The sequence below is a fragment of the Pseudomonas sp. GW821-FHT05D12 genome, from assembly GCF_059419825.1.
The window spans coordinates 450072-468604 of the sequence record NZ_JBWKSN010000003.1 but is presented as its reverse complement, the minus strand read 5'-3'; the positions used below and the strand labels follow the sequence as shown (position 1 = coordinate 468604).

Here is an 18533-nt window from a genome sequence, read left to right as displayed (position 1 = left end):
AGAGAACCAAAGCAAGGGTCGTGCCGTTTGCCCGGCAGAAACGACAAAGGGCTCCCGAAGGAGCCCTTTGCTTTTTACATCAACAGCTTATTACGCGAACGGGTGACGCAGAACGATGGTTTCGTTGCGGTCCGGGCCCGTCGAAATAATGTCGATCGGAGCACCGATCAGCGTTTCAACGCGCTTGATGTACGCGCGCGCATTGGCTGGCAGCTCTTCCAGGGTCTTGGCGCCCACGGTCGATTCGGTCCAGCCCGGCACTTCTTCGTACACAGGCTGCAGGCCCACGTAGCTGTCAGCGTCAGTCGGGGCAACGTCGTTGCCTTCCGCATCTTTGTAACCGATGCAGATATTGATGGTTTCCAGACCGTCGAGTACGTCCAGCTTGGTCAGGCAGATGCCCGAGATGCTGTTCACATCGATAGCGCGACGCAGGATAACGGCGTCGAACCAACCACAACGACGGGCACGGCCGGTAGTTGCGCCGAACTCGTGACCTTGCTTGGCCAGGTGTGCACCGACTTCGTCGAACAGTTCAGTCGGGAATGGACCCGAACCTACGCGCGTGGTGTAAGCCTTGGTGATGCCCAGGATGTAGTCCAGGAACATCGGGCCAACGCCCGAACCGGTCGCAACGCCACCCGCGGTGGTGTTGGAACTGGTCACGTACGGGTAGGTACCGTGGTCGATATCGAGCAACGAACCTTGGGCGCCTTCGAACATGATGTCTTTGCCAGCGCGGCGCAGGTCATGCAGCTCGGCAGTCACATCCAGCATCAGCGGCTTGAGCAGCTCGGCGTATTCCTTGCACTCAGCCAGGGTCTTTTCAAATTCGATGGCTGGCTCTTTGTAGTAACCGACCAGCATGAAGTTGTGGTAGTCCACCAACTCACGCAGCTTGTCTTCAAAGCGCGGCATGTTGAGCAGGTCGCCTACACGCAGGCCACGACGTGCAACCTTGTCTTCGTACGCCGGGCCGATGCCGCGACCGGTAGTACCGATCTTCAGCTCGCCACGGGCCTTTTCACGGGCCTGGTCCAGCGCAACGTGGAAGGACAGGATCAGCGGGCAGGACGGGCTGATACGCAGGCGCTCGCGCACCGGTACGCCTTTCTCTTCCAGCTTGGTGATCTCACGCAGCAGGGCGTCAGGTGCGACCACCACGCCGTTACCGATCAGGCACTGCACGCCTTCGCGCAGTACACCCGACGGGATCAGGTGCAAGACGGTTTTTTCGCCATCGATGACCAGGGTGTGGCCAGCGTTGTGGCCACCTTGGTAGCGCACTACGGCGGCAGCATGTTCGGTCAGCAGATCAACGATCTTGCCTTTGCCCTCATCACCCCATTGGGTGCCCAGGACTACGACATTCTTACCCATAACACTTGTCCTCATTCGCGCAAACTTGGTGCCGGCGATGGCCGGCAGGAAAACTCAAGAAGCCAGTGGCGATACTTGCCAAAGCCCGTTCTGCAGAATCAATTGCCGGTCGCAGTCCGCTTCACGGGCGGCGGCCAATGGCTGCCCAGGCAAGGCCTGGACAACACGCTGACCCTCACTGCGCAACTGGCAAACCTGCTGCCAGAGTGCTGCGTCCGTACTGTCGGGCATCCAGATGCCACCAGACGGCAGCTCGACCTCAGCACGCCCCAGGGTCACCAGGGTTTTCAAATCGGTGGAAAAGCCGGTGGCCGGACGCGCACGACCGAAGTCGGCGCCGATATCGTCGTAACGACCACCCTGGGCGATGGCTTGGCCAACACCCGGTACAAACACCGCGAACACCACGCCCGTGTGGTAGTGGTAGCCACGCAACTCACCCAGGTCGAAATACAGCGGCAACTCGGGGAAGCGCGCCGACAACTGCTCGGCGATCGCGAACACATCATCCAGGGCAGCCAATACCGGTGCCGGCGCATTGGCCAGGCGCTCACGCGCCGCCGCCAGCACTTCACGGCCGCCGCACAGGTTGACCAGCGCGCGCAGCATGCCAGCCAAATCCGCAGGCACGCCTTCGGTCAGGGCGATGACTTCATCGATGGCCTTGCGTTGCAGGGCATCGAACAACTGTTGCTCCACTTCACCGGACAAGCCGGCCGCACGGGCCAGGCCACGGTAGATACCGACGTGGCCGAGATCCATGTGGACATCCGGCACATCGGCCAGTTGCAGCATGGCCAGCATCAGGCTGATCACTTCGACGTCGCTGCTCGGGCTGGCATCGCCGTACAACTCGGCGCCCAACTGGATCGGGCTGCGCGAAGACGACAAAGCGCGCGGTTGAGCATGCAGCACGCTACCGGCGTAGCACAGGCGACTCGGGCCTTCGCGACGCAGGGTGTGCGCATCGATGCGCGCCACTTGCGGCGTGATGTCGGCACGGAAACCCATTTGCCGACCCGACTGCGGGTCGATGACCTTGAAGGTGCGCAGATCCAGGTCCTGGCCCGCGCCGGTCAGCAGGGATTCCAGGTACTCGATATGGGGGGTCACGACGAACTCGTAACCCCAGCTCTGGAACAGATCCAACACCTGGCGACGCGCTACTTCAATGCGCGCAGCTTCTGGTGGCAGTACTTCTTCGATGCCATCTGGCAGCAGCCAGCGGTCTACCGTTGCCATTACGCCATTCCCCTATGATCCGGGCGGCCAGCCCTCGGCCGAGCCTTGAGTGAAGCAGAAAATACCCGGCCCCTGCATAAACAACGCGCAAGAACGACGTGACGAACGGCCTGCAAACGGCCTCGTCGGGCACTTTCCTCGAAAAACTGTGGCGTCTGCGCGGCCAAACAACAATCAAACATGCAGACGCAAAAAAGCCGGGAATTTCCCGGCTGCCGCATCATACACCCGTTTTCTGAAAGGATCACCCCGCCAGGCGTTTTAGCCGCCCGACGGAGTCACCCCTACAGAATCACCGGCTGGTTACTTGGACTTTTCCAGGTAGCGGAAGAAGTCGCTGCTTGGGTCCAGCACCATGACGTCGGTTTTGTTCGCGAAGCTTTCACGGTAGGCGCGCAGGCTACGGTAGAACGCGTAGAACTCCTGGTCCTGGCCGTAGGCCTTTGCGTAGATCGCCGCGGCTTGAGCATCACCATCACCACGTGCCTCTTCAGACTCGCGGTAGGCTTCGGCCAGCAGTACACGGCGCTGACGGTCGGCATCCGCACGGATACCCTCAGCCAGCTCGTTACCCTTGGCGCGATGCTCACGCGCTTCACGCTCACGCTCGGTGCTCATACGCTCGAACACGCTGCGGTTCACTTCCTTCGGCAGGTCGATGGCCTTGACCCGCACATCGATCACTTCGATGCCCAGCTCTTTTTCCGCCATCGCGTTCAACGAACGCGTGATGTCAGCCATCAGCGCATCACGTTCACCGGATACCACCTCGTGCAGGGTGCGCTTACCAAACTGGTCACGCAGGCCCGATTCCAGACGACGCGACAAACGCTCGTCGGCAATCTGCTTGAGGCCGGAGGTCGCGGTGTAGAAGCGCTCGGCATCCTTGACGCGCCACTTGGCGTAGGCGTCAACCATCACAGCTTTCTTTTCCAGGGTCAGGAAGCGTTGTGTCGGTGCATCCAGGGTCATCAGGCGGCCGTCGAACTTGCGCACCTGGTTGACGTAGGGGACTTTCACATGCAGGCCCGGCTGGACATCCGCCTGGACCACGCGACCGAATTGCAGCAACACCGCGCGCTCGGTCTGAGACACGATATAGAAGCAGTTCCAGGCAGCGATGACCACGACGACGCCCACAATCAGGGCGGTCAGCGATTTATTGCTCATCAACGACTCTCCCTGGTACGTGTTTGCTGTTGCAGCAAGTCAGCGGCCGCACGGGCGCTCGCTTCGTTGGCAGCGGCATTGGAACCGGTGGACGGTGCGCTGGTGCTGCTACGACCACCTTCGATCATCTTGTCCAGCGGCAGGTACAGCAGGTTGTTCTGCCCACCTTTGCTGCCGGTCACGAGCACCTTGCTGGTGTTGCTGAAGACTTCCTGCATGGTGTCCAGGTACAGACGCTCGCGGGTCACTTCGGGGGCCTTGCGGTACTCGGCGACCAGCTTGGTAAAGCGATCCGCCTCACCCTTGGCACGCGAGACCACTTCGTCGCGGTAACCGTTGGCATCCTCGAGGATACGCTGGGCTTGACCACGGGCTTCCGGCACGACGCCGTTGGCGTAGGTTTCAGCCTGGTTGCGCGAACGCTGCTCGTCTTCACGGGCGCGGATCACGTCGTCGAAGGCTTCCTGCACTTCACGCGGTGCTGCTGCGCTCTGTACGTTCACCTGGGTGACAGTGATACCGGTGCGATACGTGTCGAGGAAGCGTTGCAGGCGTTCCTTGATTTCGCTGGCCATCAATTCACGACCTTCGGTCAGCACCTGGTCCATCGCGGTGGAACCCACCACGTGGCGCAGGGCGCTTTCGGTCGCGTGTTGCAGGCTGATTTCCGGCTGATCAACGTTCAGCACGAAGTCCTGCAGGTTGCTGATCTTGTACTGCACGGTCAGCGGCACTTCGACGATGTTCTCGTCTTCGGTCAGCATCTGGCCCTGCTTGGTGTAGGCACGCTCACGCGTGACGTTCTCCATGTACTTCTTGTCGATCGGCGGGAAGTAGATGTTCAGGCCAGGGCCGACTGTCTCGTAGTACTTGCCGAAGCGCAGCACCACGGCCTGCTCCTGCTCGTCCACCACGTACACGGCGCTGTACAGCCATACGGCCGCCAGCACGACAAGACCCAGGCCCAGCAGGCCATAGCCACCGCCCTTGCTTGTGCGACCGCCGTCGTCACCACCACGTTTTTTTCCACCACCGAACAACCCATTCAGGCTTTCCTGCAGCTTTCGGAAGGCCTCGTCGAGATCTGGTGGCCCCTTGCGGTCGCCATTATTGCGGCGCTTACCACCCCAAGGATCCTGATTATTCGAGTTGCCACCCGGCTCATTCCAAGCCATAGCGCTCTCCATCTGATAAAGCAAAGACGCACCCACGGCGCGCCGACCAATGCTACAGAATGCCTGCTACTGCGGCACAACCGCTTTCGGAGGCTTTTATTGCAAAGTGTGTTGTTCGATGAACTCTGTCGGTACAACACCTTCCCGACTGACCAGCCGGTTCAGCTCCGAGCGCGGCAATCGAACGGCCAGCAAGCTGACACCTTCTTCGTCGTGTTCTTCTTTCTGTACCGCGCCCAACTCGAAAAACTGTGCACGCAGTCGAGCAAAACGCTGAGGCAAGCGCAAGGTGCCGACGAACAAATCGCTGCCGAGCAGTTCGGCAATCGCTTGTTCAAGCAGCTCCAGCCCCGTGCCATCTCGCGCCGACAGCCAGACCCGCTGGGGTTTGCCGTTCTCGTCGCGCTGGATTTGTGGCTCTACGCCTTCAAGCAAATCGAGTTTGTTATAGACCTCGAGGATCGGCAAGTCCTGGGCACCAATCTCGCCCAGCACCACCATCACCTGCTCAATCTGCAGCATGCGATCCGGTTCAGCCGCATCGATCACGTGCAACAACAGGTCGGAATTGCTCGACTCTTCGAGCGTAGACCGAAATGCCTCGACCAGCTTGTGGGGCAAGTGACGAATGAACCCCACGGTGTCGGCCAGGACAATCGGCCCCAGGTCGTCCAGGTCCAGACGGCGCAAGGTCGGGTCGAGGGTGGCGAACAGTTGGTCAGCGGCGTACACGTCCGACTTGGTCACGTTGTTGAACAGCGTGGATTTGCCGGCGTTGGTATAGCCCACCAGGGACACGGTAGGGATATCCGCGCGCGAACGGCCACGACGCGATTGCTCGCGCTGGCTGCGGACTTTCTCGAGACGCCCCTTGATCTGGCGCAGGCGTACCCGCAACAGGCGTCGGTCGGTTTCCAACTGGGTTTCACCCGGGCCACGCATGCCGATACCACCCCCTTGACGCTCAAGGTGAGTCCAGCCACGCACCAGGCGGGTGCTCATGTGGTCAAGCTGGGCCAGTTCGACCTGGAGCTTGCCTTCATGGGTACGGGCGCGTTGGGCGAAAATATCGAGAATCAGACCGGTGCGGTCGATCACGCGACACTCGAAGACACGTTCGAGGTTACGTTCCTGACTGGGCGTGAGGGTGTGATTGAAGATCACCAGATCGGCTTCTTCGGCGTGAACCAGGTCGCGCAACTCCTCGACCTTGCCGCTGCCAATCAGGAATTTGGCGGTTGGCCGATGACGCGGTACGTTAAAAAACGCAACGGTCTCGGCGCCGGCCGAATTTGCCAACTCCTGAAACTCCTGCGGATCTTCGCGCGCCTCAGGGTCCTGTCCATCCAAGTGAACGAGGATTACCCGTTCACCACCACCGTGGCGCTCAAAGAACAAAGGAGACTCCTATCAGGCGTTACCTGGCTCAGCGTCACCCTGTTCGTCACCCGCTGCGCTAGGCAGGCGGATCGGACGTACTGGCACTACTGTCGAGATAGCGTGTTTGTAAACCATCTGGCTGACGGTGTTCTTCAGCAGGATCACGAACTGGTCGAACGACTCGATCGTGCCTTGCAGCTTGATACCGTTGACCAGGTAGATGGAAACCCCCACTTTCTCTTTACGTAAAGTATTCAAGTAAGGGTCTTGTAGCGAATGCCCTTTTGACATGTGCCGCACTCCTTTAAGGATCAATAATAAAAATCGGAAAATAGATAGCTCATGGCCGTCACACCCCCAAGGATAGACGGCAATTGCAAGGACTCAGCTCAATATGGAGACCGTTCCCAAGTATTTCAAGGCGCGTGACAGATTGTCGCTGTCCAGGCTGTCCAACCAGTGCAAATCGCTCCAGCTGCGCAGCCAGGTGAACTGGCGCTTCGCCAATTGCCGCGTGGCAATGATGCCGCGCTCCTGCATTTCGGCTGACGTCAGCTTTCCATCCAGATGATCCCAGACTTGGCGGTAGCCTACAGCACGTATCGAAGGCAACCCCGAATGCAGGTCACCTCTGGAACGCAGTGCTACGACCTCCTCTACAAACCCCTGTTCCAACATAATTGTGAATCTTTGTGCAATTCGTTCATGCAGCACCTGGCGATTTGCCGGAGCGATGGCCAGATTCGCCACAGTATAGGGCAATTGTGACTGACCAGATGCGCCTGCATCAGCACTTTGCGCAGTTTGTTTCAGCCGATGTTCAGTCATGGTCTGGCCGCTGACCCTCCAGACTTCCAGCGCGCGAGTGAGCCGCTGGGGGTCATTCGGATGAATGCGCGCCGCCGACACCGGATCCACCGCCGCCAATTGGTCGTGCAGGGCTTGCCAGCCGTGGCGTGCAGCCTCGTCTTCAAGCTCGGCGCGGACCTGGGCGTCGGCGGGCGGCATATCGGCCAGGCCTTCCTGCAAAGCCTTGTAGTAGAGCATCGTACCGCCCACCAGCAGCGGAATATTACCCCGCGCGGTGATCTCGGCCATGGCCGCCAGCGCGTCGGTACGGAAATCCGCCGCCGAATAGCTCATCGCCGGGTCAATAATGTCGATCAACCGATGCGGATACTGTGCCAACAGCGCCTTTGAAGGCTTGGCCGTACCAATGTCCATGTCCCGGTAAACCAGGGCAGAGTCGACACTGATCAGCTCGCACGGCAGCACCTTGGTCAGCTCGATGGCCAGGTCGGTCTTGCCGGCTGCAGTAGGACCCATCAGGAAGATGGCGGGGGGCAAGGCACTCATCAACGGCCGCGCAAGAACAGTTTGTCCAGGTCGTCCAGGCCCATTTGGGTCCAGGTCGGCCGGCCATGGTTGCATTGCCCGCTGCGCTCGGTGTTTTCCATGTCGCGCAGCAAACCGTTCATTTCCGGCAGGGCCAGGCGGCGGTTGGCGCGGATGGCACCGTGGCAGGCCATGGTGCCGAGCAACTCGTTGATGTGCGCCTGGATGCGGTCGCTGGTGCCGTACTCCATCAGGTCAGCGAGTACATCGGCAACCAGGCGATTGGCCTCGGCCTGCTTGAGCAGCGCGGGAATCTGGCGGATCGCCAGGGTTTCCGGGCCCAGGCGTTGCAGTTCGAAGCCCAGCTTCTGGAACACCGCGTGGTGTTCTTCGGCGCAATCGGCCTCGCGCTGGCTCACGGCCAGGGATTCCGGCACCAGCAACGGCTGGCCGCTGAGGCCTTCGCTGGCCATGGCGATCTTCAGGCGTTCGTACATGATCCGCTCGTGAGCGGCGTGCATGTCCACCAGCACCAGGCCATGGGCGTTTTCCGCGAGGATGTAGATACCCTTGAGCTGTGCCAATGCGTAGCCCAGCGGCGGGATATCTCCTCCGCCTTCCGGCAGGGCAACGGCGCCTGGCTCGGCACCCGGCAGCGGCGCGAAAAACTCGCGATAGGCCGCCTGTGCCTCGGCCACCGGCACCGCGGATTGCGGACGCGGCGTGTATTGATACTGATAACCCGCCCCCGACCCCGCGCCCGGCGCGGTGTAGCTCGGCTGCGGTTGCGACGATTGCAGCAGGTTGCCGGCCAGGCTCATCTCGCCCTGAGGGCCGAATTCCCCGGCTTCCGGTCCGCTTGGCCGTACTACAGCGGTCACAATTGGCGCGGACAGCTGGTCGTCCGGGCGTACATCGCCCAAGGCGCGGTGCAGGGTGCCGTAGAGGAAGTCATGCACCATGCGCCCATCGCGAAAACGCACTTCGTGCTTGGTCGGGTGCACATTGACGTCGACCACCGACGGGTCGACCTCGAAAAACAGCACAAACGTCGGATGACGGCCGTTGAACAACACATCGCGATACGCCTGGCGCACCGCGTGGGCCACCAGCTTGTCGCGTACCGCGCGGCCGTTCACAAAGAAGTACTGCAAGTCCGCCTGGCTGCGGGAGAAGGTCGGCAGACCGACCCAGCCCCACAGGCGCAAGCCATTGCGCTCGACTTCGATCGGCAGCGCCTGCTCCAGGAACCCGCCACCACACACCGCCGACACCCGCCGGGCGCGCGCGGCGTCGTCATTGGCTTCGTGCAGGCTGAGGATGGTCTTGCCGTTGTGGCGCAAGTGGAACGCCACATCAAAACGCGCTAAAGCCAAACGCTTGATGACTTCTTGCAGGTGATCGAATTCGGTTTTCTCGGCCTTGAGGAATTTGCGCCGCGCCGGGGTGTTGAAGAACAGGTCACGCACTTCCACCGAAGTGCCCACCGGGTGCGCAGCTGGCTGGACCCGCGGCGCCATGTCACGGCCTTCGGTTTCAACCTGCCAGGCCTGCTCGGCGCCGCGCGTGCGTGAGGTCAGGGTCAGGCGGGCCACCGAGCTGATGGAAGCCAGGGCCTCACCCCGAAACCCCAGGCTCATGACTCGCTCGAGGTCTTCCAGGTCACGGATCTTGCTGGTGGCGTGACGAGCCAGGGCCAGCGGCAGGTCATCCGAGGAGATGCCGCTGCCATCGTCACGCACGCGCAGCAGCTTGACGCCGCCCTGTTCCACGTCGACATCAATGCGCTTGGCGCCGGAGTCGATGCTGTTTTCCAGCAACTCCTTGATCACCGAGGCCGGGCGCTCAACCACCTCGCCCGCCGCAATCTGGTTGGCAAGGCGCGGGCTGAGCAGCTCGATGCGCGAACCACTGTTCAAAACTGATTCGCTCATTACTGTGCCGCCAGTTCAGTGCCGGGGATGGTCAACACCTGGCCGACTTTCAGCTCGTCGGTCTTCAGGTTGTTGGCGCTGCGCAAGGTCGCTGCCGACACCTGGAAGCGCACGGCCAGCATGGCCAGCGTGTCGCCAGGCTGCACGCGATGATCACGCGGGCCCTGGGCGATTTTCCCGGAGTCGCGCAGCCAGGCGATATACGTGCCCGGCGGCGGGTTCTGCTGGAAGAATTGGCGCACGCCGGCGCTGATCGAACGCGCCAGTGCCTGCTGGTGGCTGGCACTGGCCAGCTTCGACGCCTCGTTGGAGTTGGAGATAAACCCGGTTTCCACCAGGATCGACGGGATATCCGGCGACTTCAACACCATGAACCCGGCCTGTTCCACGCGCTGTTTGTGCAACGAGGTCACCCGGCCGATATTGCTCAAGACCTTCTGCCCGACGTTCAGGCTGGAGGTCAGCGAGGCGGTCATCGACAGGTCGAGCAGCACGCCAGCGAGCATCTTGTCCTTGTCGTCGAGAGACACGTTGCCGGCCCCGCCGATCAAGTCGGAACGGTTTTCGCTGTCGGCCAGCCAACGCGCAGTCTCGGACGTAGCGCCGCGATCCGACAAGGCAAACACCGAGGCGCCGAAGGCCGCCGCTGAAGGGGCGGCGTCGGCGTGGATCGAGACGAACAGGTCGGCGCCCTTCTTGCGTGCGATTTCGGTACGGCCGCGCAACGGGATGAAGTAGTCGCCGGTACGGGTCAATTCAGCGCGATAGCCTTTCATGCCGTTGATCTGGCGCTGCAGCTCACGGGCGATGGCGAGTACCACGTCTTTTTCATGCTGGCCGCGCGAACCGGAAGCGCCCGGGTCTTCGCCGCCGTGGCCGGCGTCGATCACCACGATAATGTCACGCTTGCCAGCCGGGGCTGGCGGCGGTGGTGGCAGCTTGACCTGCGGTTGCGACGGGTTGACCGGCACCGCCGGCACCGTGGCCACGCTTGGCGTCGGCGCCGGTGGAGGCGCAGCATCGGCGGCGTTGTCGAACAGGTCGACCACCAGTCGGTTGCCGTACTGGGCATTCGGGGCCAGGGAGAAACTCTTAGGCGTCACGACTTTTTTCAGGTCGATGACCACGCGCAGGTCGGTCGGCGTGCGTTGAGCCGAGCGCATGGCGGTAATCGGGGTATTGGCGGTGGAGACTTTCAGCGGCGCGGCCAGGGTCGCTCCGTTGATATCGATCACCAGGCGATCAGGCGACGTCAGGGTAAAGACACTGTGCTGGACCGGGCCAGACAGGTCGAACACCAGTCGCGTGTTATCCGGCGCTCGCCACAGGCGCACACTTTTCACCTGTGAAGCCGCCAGAGCATTGACAGTCATTGCCGCAAGCAACACCCCTACGACACTAACCAACGCGCGAAAGCGCATACCTAACCCCATCAATTATTTGAATTCCAATGCCAAAGCGGCGCACCACGACTGGCCGCGCGCGCTCTGGGGCAACAACTTCAGCTGACGTCCATGCTCATGCGGCGTAATGGTAATGGTCAGGTCCGGCTTTGGCAAAAAGCCTGTGCCTTTATCTGGCCACTCGATCAGGCACAACGCATCTTCATCGAAGTAATCACGGATACCCATGTACTCCAGCTCTTCGGGGTCCACCAGGCGATAGAGATCGAAGTGGAACGCGCGAATCGCGCCGATCTCGTAAGGCTCGACCAGGGTGAATGTCGGGCTCTTGACCGCGCCCGTGTGGCCCAGGCCACGAATAATCCCACGCGACAAAGTAGTCTTGCCTGCCCCCAGGTCGCCTTCGAGAAAGATCAACCCGGCCCCGGACGAGACCTGGGCGATGCGCTGACCGAAAGCAACCATGGCCTCTTCATCGGCCAGGAAAAGGATTACTTCAGACACGGCGACTGTTCCTCCAGCAATTGACGAATGGCAGGGATCAGGTCACTGGCAGCCAGCCCCCGACCAAAGGTGCCCTGGCGATCCCCCGCCGTGGCGTGCAGCCACACGGCCAGGCAGCTGGCTTCATAAGCCGGCATGCCCTGGGCCAGCAGAGCGCCGACCAGGCCGGCGAGCACATCCCCCAGGCCCGCCGTCGCCATGGCCGGGTGACCTTGATCGCAGCGCGACACACGCCCGTCCGGACAGGCGATCAAACTGCCAGCCCCCTTGAGGATAGCCACTGCATTGAATTTCTGGCTCAACGCGCGCGCCACCTTAAGACGATCGGCCTGAACCTCGGCTGTCGAAATGCCCATCAAGCGGGCCGCTTCGCCAGGGTGTGGAGTGATCACGCAGTTGGCCGGCAGGGTGATGCTGCCGGTGGCCAGCTGATTGAGCGCATCGGCGTCCCAGACCTGCGGCAGCCGGGCATTCGCCGCGACTGACAACAAGCTTTTGCCCCAGGACGCTTCGCCCAGCCCCGGCCCAATGACGATCACCGAGATTTTTTCCAGCAAGCCCATCAACTGGTTGGCCGAACTGACGCCGACGGTCATGACTTCCGGCAAGCGCGCCAGTGCGGCGGGCACGTGCTCCAGGCGTGTCGCCAGGGACACCATGCCCGCGCCGCTGCGCAGGGCACTTTCGGCGCTCAGCAAGGCAGCGCCGCCAAAACCGCGGTCGCCACCGATCATCAGCAGGTGGCCGAACTGGCCTTTATGGGCGTCAGGGGAACGTGCAGCCAGTTGCGGCAATTGGCCGTGCAACAGCGGCTGAACGTCGGTTATTTCGTGTTTTGTCTGCGGCATGCGTCTTCAAGCTCCGATGTCTGGCAGAATTATACCCATCTAACCCGTGGTTTCCCGTGTCTCATGCCTGCTATTACCTCCGATCTGCCCGCCCTCGCCCAATCGATCAAAGACTGGGGCCGCGAGCTGGGCTTTCAACAAGTCGGCATCAGCGGCCTGGACCTGGCCGAGCATGAGCAGCACCTGCAACGCTGGCTCGACGCGGGCTATCACGGCGAGATGGAGTACATGGCCGCCCATGGCAGCAAACGCTCCCATCCCGATGAACTGGTGCCCGGCACCTTGCGCGTGGTGTCGCTGCGCATGGATTACCTGCCCGGCGACACCCAGATGGCGCAACTGCTGGCCAAGCCGGAAAAAGCCTACATCTCGCGCTACGCCCTGGGCCGCGATTACCACAAGCTGATCCGCAAACGCGTGCAGCAACTGGCCGACCGCATTCAGGCGCAGATCGGCCCGTTCGGCTTTCGCGCTTTTGTCGACAGCGCGCCGGTGCTGGAAAAAGCCATCGCCGAGAAGGCCGGCCTCGGCTGGATCGGCAAGAACACCCTGGTACTCAACCGCAAGGCCGGCAGCTATTTCTTCTTGAGCGAACTGTTTGTCGATCTGCCGCTCCCCGTGGACCCGCCGCACAGCACCGAACACTGCGGGCGCTGCACGGCGTGCCTGGACATCTGCCCCACCAATGCCTTCGTCGGGCCCTATGTGCTGGACGCCCGGCGGTGCATTTCCTACCTGACCATCGAACTCAAGAGCGCGATCCCTGAGGACCTGCGCCCGCTGATCGGCAACCGGGTATTCGGCTGCGATGACTGTCAGATCGTTTGCCCGTGGAATCGTTTCGCCCGCTCCACCGCCGAAAGTGATTTCAAGCCACGGCACAACCTGGACAACGCCGAGCTGGCCGAGCTGTTTATGTGGGATGAAGATAAATTCCTCAGCAGCACCGAAGGCTCGCCGCTACGCCGCGCCGGTTACGAACGCTGGCTGCGCAACCTGGCCGTCGGCCTGGGCAACGCACCGTCGAGCATTCCGGTACTGGAAGCCCTGAAGGCCCGCCGTGACTACCCCTCGGACCTGGTGCGCGAACACGTGGAATGGGCGCTCAAGCAGCACGCCGAGCGCTAGTGCACGTCGTCGTTGTAGACGAACTTGGGCATTTCCCAGTGAAAACGGATCGCCAGCAGGCGCAATAGAAAGCCGCTGAACAGGGTCAGCAGAATCGCCTGCTCGCTCGGCAGTTCCAGATAGAGGCAGAGCATGTAGAACCAGGCGGCGAGGAACGACACGCTGGCGTACAGCTCCCGGCGGAAGATCAGCGGGATGTCGTTGCAGAAGATATCCCGCAGGATGCCGCCGAACACGCCGGTGATCACCCCGCTGACCGACGCCACCAGCATGCCGTGGCCCATTTCCAGGGCGGTCATGCAGCCAATCAGGGTAAAGGCCACCAGGCCGACGGCATCCAGCGCCAGGAACAGCGAGCGCAGGTGGCGCATCAGCGGCGCGATAAAGATCGTCACCAGTGCGGCGACGGAGGTCAGCACCAGGTATTCGGGATGCTTGACCCAAGTCAGCGGGTAGTGGCCGAGCAGCACATCGCGCACCGAGCCGCCGCCCAACGCCGTCACACATGCGATCAACACCACGCCAAACCAGTCCATGCCACGCCGACCGGCAGACAGCGCACCGGTCATGGCTTCGGCGGTGATGGCGATGAGGTAGAGCATCAGCAGCATGATGGCGATCCTTGCAGAGAGGCCGGCAGTCTAATCATTTGCTGATGGCACCAAAAGAGGGCGCGTGGCGAAAGACCGCGTCGCGCCCTTCGCGAGCAAGCCCGCCCTCACATTTAACCGAGTTCCACCTTTGGAATGCAGTCGAATGTGGGAGCGGGCTTGCTCGCGAAGGCGCCGGGCCAGGCGCCACAGATTCAGGCCTTGATGAAGTGCTTGCGGTAATGCTGCAGCTCGGCGATCGACTCGCGGATATCGTCCAGCGCCAGGTGCGTGCTGCCTTTGTGGAAGCTGTCTTTAACTTCCGGCGCCCAGCGCGCGGCCAACTCTTTCAGGGTCGACACGTCCAGGTTGCGGTAGTGGAAGTAGCTTTCCAGCGCCTTCATGTGGGTATACAGGAAGCGACGATCCTGGCAGATGCTGTTACCGCAGATCGGCGACTTGCCCTTGGGCACCCATTTTTCCAGGAAGGCGATGGTTTCGGCCTCGGCCTCGGCCATGCTGATGCGGCTGTCGCGCACGCGCTGGGTCAGGCCGGAGTTGCCGTGTGTGCGGGTGTTCCATTCATCCATGGTGGCGAGCACGGCATCGCTGTGGTGGATGGCGATCACCGGACCTTCGGCCAAGGTGTTGAGGTTGCTGTCGGTGACAATGGTGGCCATCTCGATTATGACGTCGGTGTCGGGGTTCAGACCGGTCATTTCCAGATCGATCCAAATCAGGTTCTGTGGGTTTTGCATGGCTTGATTCTCTTGGCACCTTGGCGTAGCTGCGCAGTTTAGCAGGCAGGGGCGTGCTAGACTCGCGACCGTTTTACCCAACCTTTGCATTATCGACACGGAACACCAATGGCCAAACGCCAGCTCAATCGTCGCCAAAACTGGCGCATCGAAAAGATTCAAGGCGAACGCGCCGCCCGCGCCGCCAAACGTGAATCCTCCGCCGTGGAAGCGCTCGAGGGCGGCGACCTGGGCCCCGAACAGACAGGCCTGGTCATCGCGCACTTTGGCGTGCAGGTCGAAGTCGAGGCGCTGGAAGGCGAACTCGCCGGCCAGGTGTTCCGTTGCCACTTGCGCGCCAACCTGCCTGCGCTGGTGACCGGCGACCAGGTCGTGTGGCGTGCCGGCAACCAGGGCATCGGCGTGATCGTCGCCCAGTTGCCGCGTACCACCGAGCTACGTCGCCCTGACAGCCGTGGCCAGCTCAAGCCGGTGGCGGCCAATGTCGACATGATCGTCATCGTGTTCGCGCCGCTGCCCGAGCCCCATGCCAACCTGATCGACCGTTATCTGGTCGCCGCCGAACACGCCGGTATTCGCCCGCTGTTGCTGCTGAACAAGTTCGACCTGATCGACGAGCAGAACGCGCCCGCGCTCAATGCGCTGCTGGCGGTCTACCGCACCCTGGGTTACCCGGTGCTGGAAGTGTCGGCGCATCACGGCAATGGCATGGAACAGCTGCAACAGCAGTTGGACGGCCGCATCAGCGTGTTCGTCGGCCAGTCGGGCGTGGGCAAATCGTCGCTGGTCAACAGCCTGCTGCCGGAAGTCGACACCCGCGTCGGCCCGCTGTCGGAGCTGTCCGGCCAAGGCACCCACACCACCACCACCGCGCGATTGTTCCACTTCCCCGGCGGCGGCGAACTGATCGACTCCCCCGGCATCCGTGAATTCGGCCTCGGCCACGTCAGCCGCAGCGATGTGGAAGCGGGCTTTATCGAATTCAACGACCTGATCGGCACTTGCCGCTTCCGCGATTGCAAGCACGACCGCGAGCCGGGTTGCGCCCTGCTCAAGGCCCTGGAAGATGGGCGCGTGCAGCAGCAAAGAATGAACAGCTATCGGTCGATTATTGCGAGCTTGCCCGAAAGCAGTTATTGAGGGGCCATTTCTTGATACCTATAAATGGCAGCACCAAGCACCCTAGCCCATTGATTTAAAGGGTGCTGGCATCAAGAATCCGTGCAACTGGGTGGCCAATCGATGCAAGCCAGTTTGAATTCGAAATTCCTGATGCCCATCATCGCTCCGTCACCAGCGCAAGCTGGCAGGAGTCTGGATCCTTTTCGGGGTTGATCCAGCGGCGCAGAAGGGGCGAAGCAAGCTCCACTGCGCGTCGAATGAAGCCGCCTTCGGGCGGCTTTGCTTTTTGTGGGGCATTTACGAGTGACTCTCTACTATCACCCCAAACAAGGCGACGTTCTTCTTTGCGATTTCACACGAGGCTTCGTTGCCCCTGAAATGCTACAAAGAGCTGTGGGTGAAGTGCGACATGATTTACACCGTCAGCTTCGAGCGCCTGGATAAGCTCCATAGAAAGACTCGAGCAAAAGGTCGAGAATATTTCGTGCCCCGGCTGGACACCAACGACATCCGAGGTGTTATCAGTGGAGTCAAAGCCTATCTCCCTCTTTGATAAGAAATGAAAAACGCCCCGATCAACCGGGGCGTTTTTCATTGTTGAGGTGGGCTGCTTGCAGCCTAGGAGCCCGTTGCAGGCGCCGTAGGATCCTTCACCCCGCCATCATCGAACAGGTTCAACTTCTGGCGCAGCTCATGCGCCGGCAATGGCTCCTGGCCGGGCGGGATGGCGTTCGGGTCGGCCGGTACTTCGCCGGGCGCACCGTCGCCTGGGGTCGGAACCGGTGGCGCGGCGTGCTGGTCGCCTTCGATCGCACGCTGGGCCTTCTTGGTCAGCACGACGATGTCGATGCGGCGGTTGATCGGGTTGAACGGGTCCTTGGGATCAAACAGCTGCGAGGAGGCAAACCCCACCACGCGCGCCACTTGCGGGTCCGGATAGCTGCCGGCGACCAGGGCGCGACGCGCCGCGTTGGCACGGTTGGCCGAGAGTTCCCAGTTGCCGAAGTCACCCTGGCCCGCGTACGGCTTGGCGTCGGTATGACCGCTGATGCTGATCTTGTTCGGTACCGCCTTGATGGTGTCGGCCATCGCCAGCAGGATGTCTTCAAAGTACGGCTTCAACCGCGCGCTGCCCGAGTCGAACATCGGCCGATTGGCCGCGTCGGTGATCTGGATGCGCAAACCGTCCGGCGTGATCTCGAACGAAATCTGATCCTTGAATTTGAGCAACTGCGGGTTTTCCTCGACCTTGGTCTGCAGTTCTTGCAGCAACAGCTCAAGGCGTTCCTGCTCGACTTGCTCAGCCATGGCCTCGACGGTATCGCGCTCGATCGGGATTTTTTCCTGAGGCGATTCGGTCTTGATTTCCGGGTTGATGGTGCGCTCCGGCGCCAACTGCGGCGAGCCGCCCAGGTCGATCACGAAGGGCGTACCGCTTTCCGAGAAACCAATGGGGTCCTTGAAGTAGCCGGCGATGGCGATCTTCTGTTCGGGCGTGGCGGTGGACATCAGCCACAGCACCAGGAAGAACGCCATCATCGCCGTCGCGAAGTCGGCGAAGGCGATTTTCCAGGCGCCGCCATGGTGCCCCGCAGCGAAGCGCTTGACGCGCTTGATGATTATCGGCTGGTTGTTTTCCATGGCTTAGCGACCGCGAACCGCTTGTTCCAACTCGGCGAAACTTGGGCGATGTTTCGGGTACAGCACCTTGCGACCGAACTCCACCGCCAACGACGGCGGCATGCCCGACGCCGAAGCCACCAGGCACGCCTTGATCGCTTCGTAGAGGTTCACCTCTTCCTTGGCATCGTGGGCCAGGGAGGTAGCCAGCGGGCCGAAGAAACCGTAGGCCGCGAGAATACCGAAGAAGGTACCGACCAGGGCCGCACCCACGTGCATGCCGATGGCCTTCTGGTCGCCTTCGCCGAGGGACGCCATGGTCACCACGATACCGAGTACCGCCGCGACAATACCGAAACCGGGCATGCCGTCGGCGATGCCGGTCACGGCGTGGGAAGGATGTTCCAGCTCTTCCTTGAGGCTGAACAGCTCCATGTCGAACAGGCCTTCCAGCTCATGGGGCGCCATGTTGCCGGAGGACATGATGCGCAGGTAATCGCAGATGTAGGCGGTCATGCGCTCGTCTTTGAGCACGGCCGGGTACTTGGCGAAAATCGGGCTGGCCGCAGCGTCTTCGATGTCGGCTTCGATGGCCATCATGCCTTCGCGGCGGCTCTTGTTGAGGATCTCGTAGACCAGGCCCAGCACGTCCAGATAGAAAGAGTGGGTGAAGCGCGAGCCGAACATGCCCAGCGACTTCTTGATCACGTGCAGGGTCATGTAGCCGGGGTTGGCCTGCAGGAAGGCGCCAAACGCTGCACCGCCGATAATCAGCACTTCGAAAGGCTGGATCAGCGCGGCAATTTTACCGTGGGAGAGGACGTACCCGCCGAGCACACTTGCGATGACGACGATGATGCCGATAATTTTAGCCATAGGAGATGAGTACTTGCGCCGTCAGGTTCATGGACATATTTGGAGGAACTGAAAAACTCTTGTTCTAC

At 61.5% G+C, this 18533-nt stretch carries 17 protein-coding genes; 2 read left to right on the top strand and 15 right to left on the bottom strand.

The genetic code is table 11. The annotated features are described in order from the left end of the window. Positions 1–90 precede the first annotated feature (90 nt). The 11 genes from AC07SI_RS07765 to AC07SI_RS07715 all read right to left on the bottom strand — a co-directional run bounded on the left by AC07SI_RS07765 (position 91) and on the right by AC07SI_RS07715 (position 12371). Positions 91–1380, bottom strand: a complete 1290-nt coding sequence (locus AC07SI_RS07765; protein WP_120447494.1) for an adenylosuccinate synthase — start codon at positions 1378–1380, stop codon at positions 91–93. Between the two features lie 54 nt (positions 1381–1434). Next, positions 1435–2622 carry an ATP phosphoribosyltransferase regulatory subunit gene (locus AC07SI_RS07760; RefSeq protein WP_106805318.1) on the bottom strand — a complete coding sequence of 396 codons (1188 nt, stop codon included), beginning with the start codon at positions 2620–2622 and terminating at the stop codon, positions 1435–1437. Positions 2623–2925: 303 nt separating this feature from the next. Then, on the bottom strand, positions 2926–3792 hold the full coding sequence (gene hflC, locus AC07SI_RS07755; RefSeq protein WP_065900122.1) for a protease modulator HflC: 867 nt from the start codon (positions 3790–3792) through the stop codon (positions 2926–2928). After that, positions 3792–4967 carry an FtsH protease activity modulator HflK gene (gene hflK / locus AC07SI_RS07750; protein WP_028615515.1) on the bottom strand — a complete coding sequence of 392 codons (1176 nt, stop codon included), beginning with the start codon at positions 4965–4967 and terminating at the stop codon, positions 3792–3794. The genes hflC and hflK overlap by 1 nt, the downstream gene beginning before the upstream one ends. Before the next feature lie 96 nt (positions 4968–5063). Next, on the bottom strand, positions 5064–6365 hold the full coding sequence (gene hflX / locus AC07SI_RS07745; RefSeq protein WP_065900120.1) for a ribosome rescue GTPase HflX: 1302 nt from the start codon (positions 6363–6365) through the stop codon (positions 5064–5066). Between the two features lie 12 nt (positions 6366–6377). Continuing rightward, positions 6378–6638 (bottom strand): RNA chaperone Hfq, encoded by a 261-nt coding sequence (gene hfq, locus AC07SI_RS07740; protein WP_003188059.1) that lies wholly within the window; start codon positions 6636–6638, stop codon positions 6378–6380. A gap of 93 nt (positions 6639–6731) precedes the next feature. Continuing rightward, entirely contained in the window at positions 6732–7703 is a 972-nt protein-coding gene (gene miaA, locus AC07SI_RS07735; protein ID WP_495005478.1) for a tRNA (adenosine(37)-N6)-dimethylallyltransferase MiaA, read from the bottom strand. After that, positions 7703–9616 carry a DNA mismatch repair endonuclease MutL gene (gene mutL / locus AC07SI_RS07730; protein WP_065900116.1) on the bottom strand — a complete coding sequence of 638 codons (1914 nt, stop codon included), beginning with the start codon at positions 9614–9616 and terminating at the stop codon, positions 7703–7705. Before mutL ends, miaA begins: the two co-directional genes overlap by 1 nt. Further along, entirely contained in the window at positions 9616–11049 is a 1434-nt protein-coding gene (locus AC07SI_RS07725; protein ID WP_201143427.1) for an N-acetylmuramoyl-L-alanine amidase, read from the bottom strand. The genes mutL and AC07SI_RS07725 overlap by 1 nt, the downstream gene beginning before the upstream one ends. A 3-nt stretch (positions 11050–11052) precedes the next feature. Further along, the gene (gene tsaE / locus AC07SI_RS07720) at positions 11053–11523 is read right to left on the bottom strand and encodes a tRNA (adenosine(37)-N6)-threonylcarbamoyltransferase complex ATPase subunit type 1 TsaE (protein ID WP_495005477.1); all 471 of its coding nucleotides are present in this window, start codon (positions 11521–11523) and stop codon (positions 11053–11055) included. Continuing rightward, positions 11511–12371, bottom strand: a complete 861-nt coding sequence (locus tag AC07SI_RS07715) for an NAD(P)H-hydrate dehydratase (protein ID WP_495005476.1) — start codon at positions 12369–12371, stop codon at positions 11511–11513. Before AC07SI_RS07715 ends, tsaE begins: the two co-directional genes overlap by 13 nt. 63 nt (positions 12372–12434) lie before the next feature. Between AC07SI_RS07715 and queG the strand changes: the two genes are divergently transcribed. Next, a complete protein-coding gene (queG, locus tag AC07SI_RS07710) occupies positions 12435–13499 on the top strand; it encodes a tRNA epoxyqueuosine(34) reductase QueG (RefSeq protein ID WP_065900109.1) in 1065 nt (354 codons plus the stop codon). On the opposite strand, the gene AC07SI_RS07705 is transcribed toward queG, so the two are convergent. Further along, the gene (locus tag AC07SI_RS07705) at positions 13496–14113 is read right to left on the bottom strand and encodes a trimeric intracellular cation channel family protein (RefSeq protein ID WP_174555870.1); all 618 of its coding nucleotides are present in this window, start codon (positions 14111–14113) and stop codon (positions 13496–13498) included. The two genes, queG and AC07SI_RS07705, sit on opposite strands and share 4 nt — an antisense overlap. Before the next feature lie 191 nt (positions 14114–14304). Continuing rightward, on the bottom strand, positions 14305–14847 hold the full coding sequence (orn, locus tag AC07SI_RS07700) for an oligoribonuclease (protein WP_010213620.1): 543 nt from the start codon (positions 14845–14847) through the stop codon (positions 14305–14307). A gap of 108 nt (positions 14848–14955) precedes the next feature. On the opposite strand from orn, the gene rsgA reads away from it, so the two are divergent. Beyond that, positions 14956–15987, top strand: a complete 1032-nt coding sequence (gene rsgA, locus AC07SI_RS07695; protein ID WP_025858074.1) for a small ribosomal subunit biogenesis GTPase RsgA — start codon at positions 14956–14958, stop codon at positions 15985–15987. A gap of 600 nt (positions 15988–16587) precedes the next feature. Here rsgA and motB read toward each other — a convergent pair. Further along, positions 16588–17610: a flagellar motor protein MotB gene (gene motB / locus AC07SI_RS07690; protein ID WP_065900105.1), complete on the bottom strand. Its 1023-nt coding sequence runs from the start codon at positions 17608–17610 to the stop codon at positions 16588–16590. A 3-nt stretch (positions 17611–17613) separates the two neighbouring features. Next, positions 17614–18465 (bottom strand): flagellar motor stator protein MotA, encoded by an 852-nt coding sequence (gene motA, locus AC07SI_RS07685; protein ID WP_065900103.1) that lies wholly within the window; start codon positions 18463–18465, stop codon positions 17614–17616. Between the last annotated feature and the right edge of the window lie 68 nt (positions 18466–18533).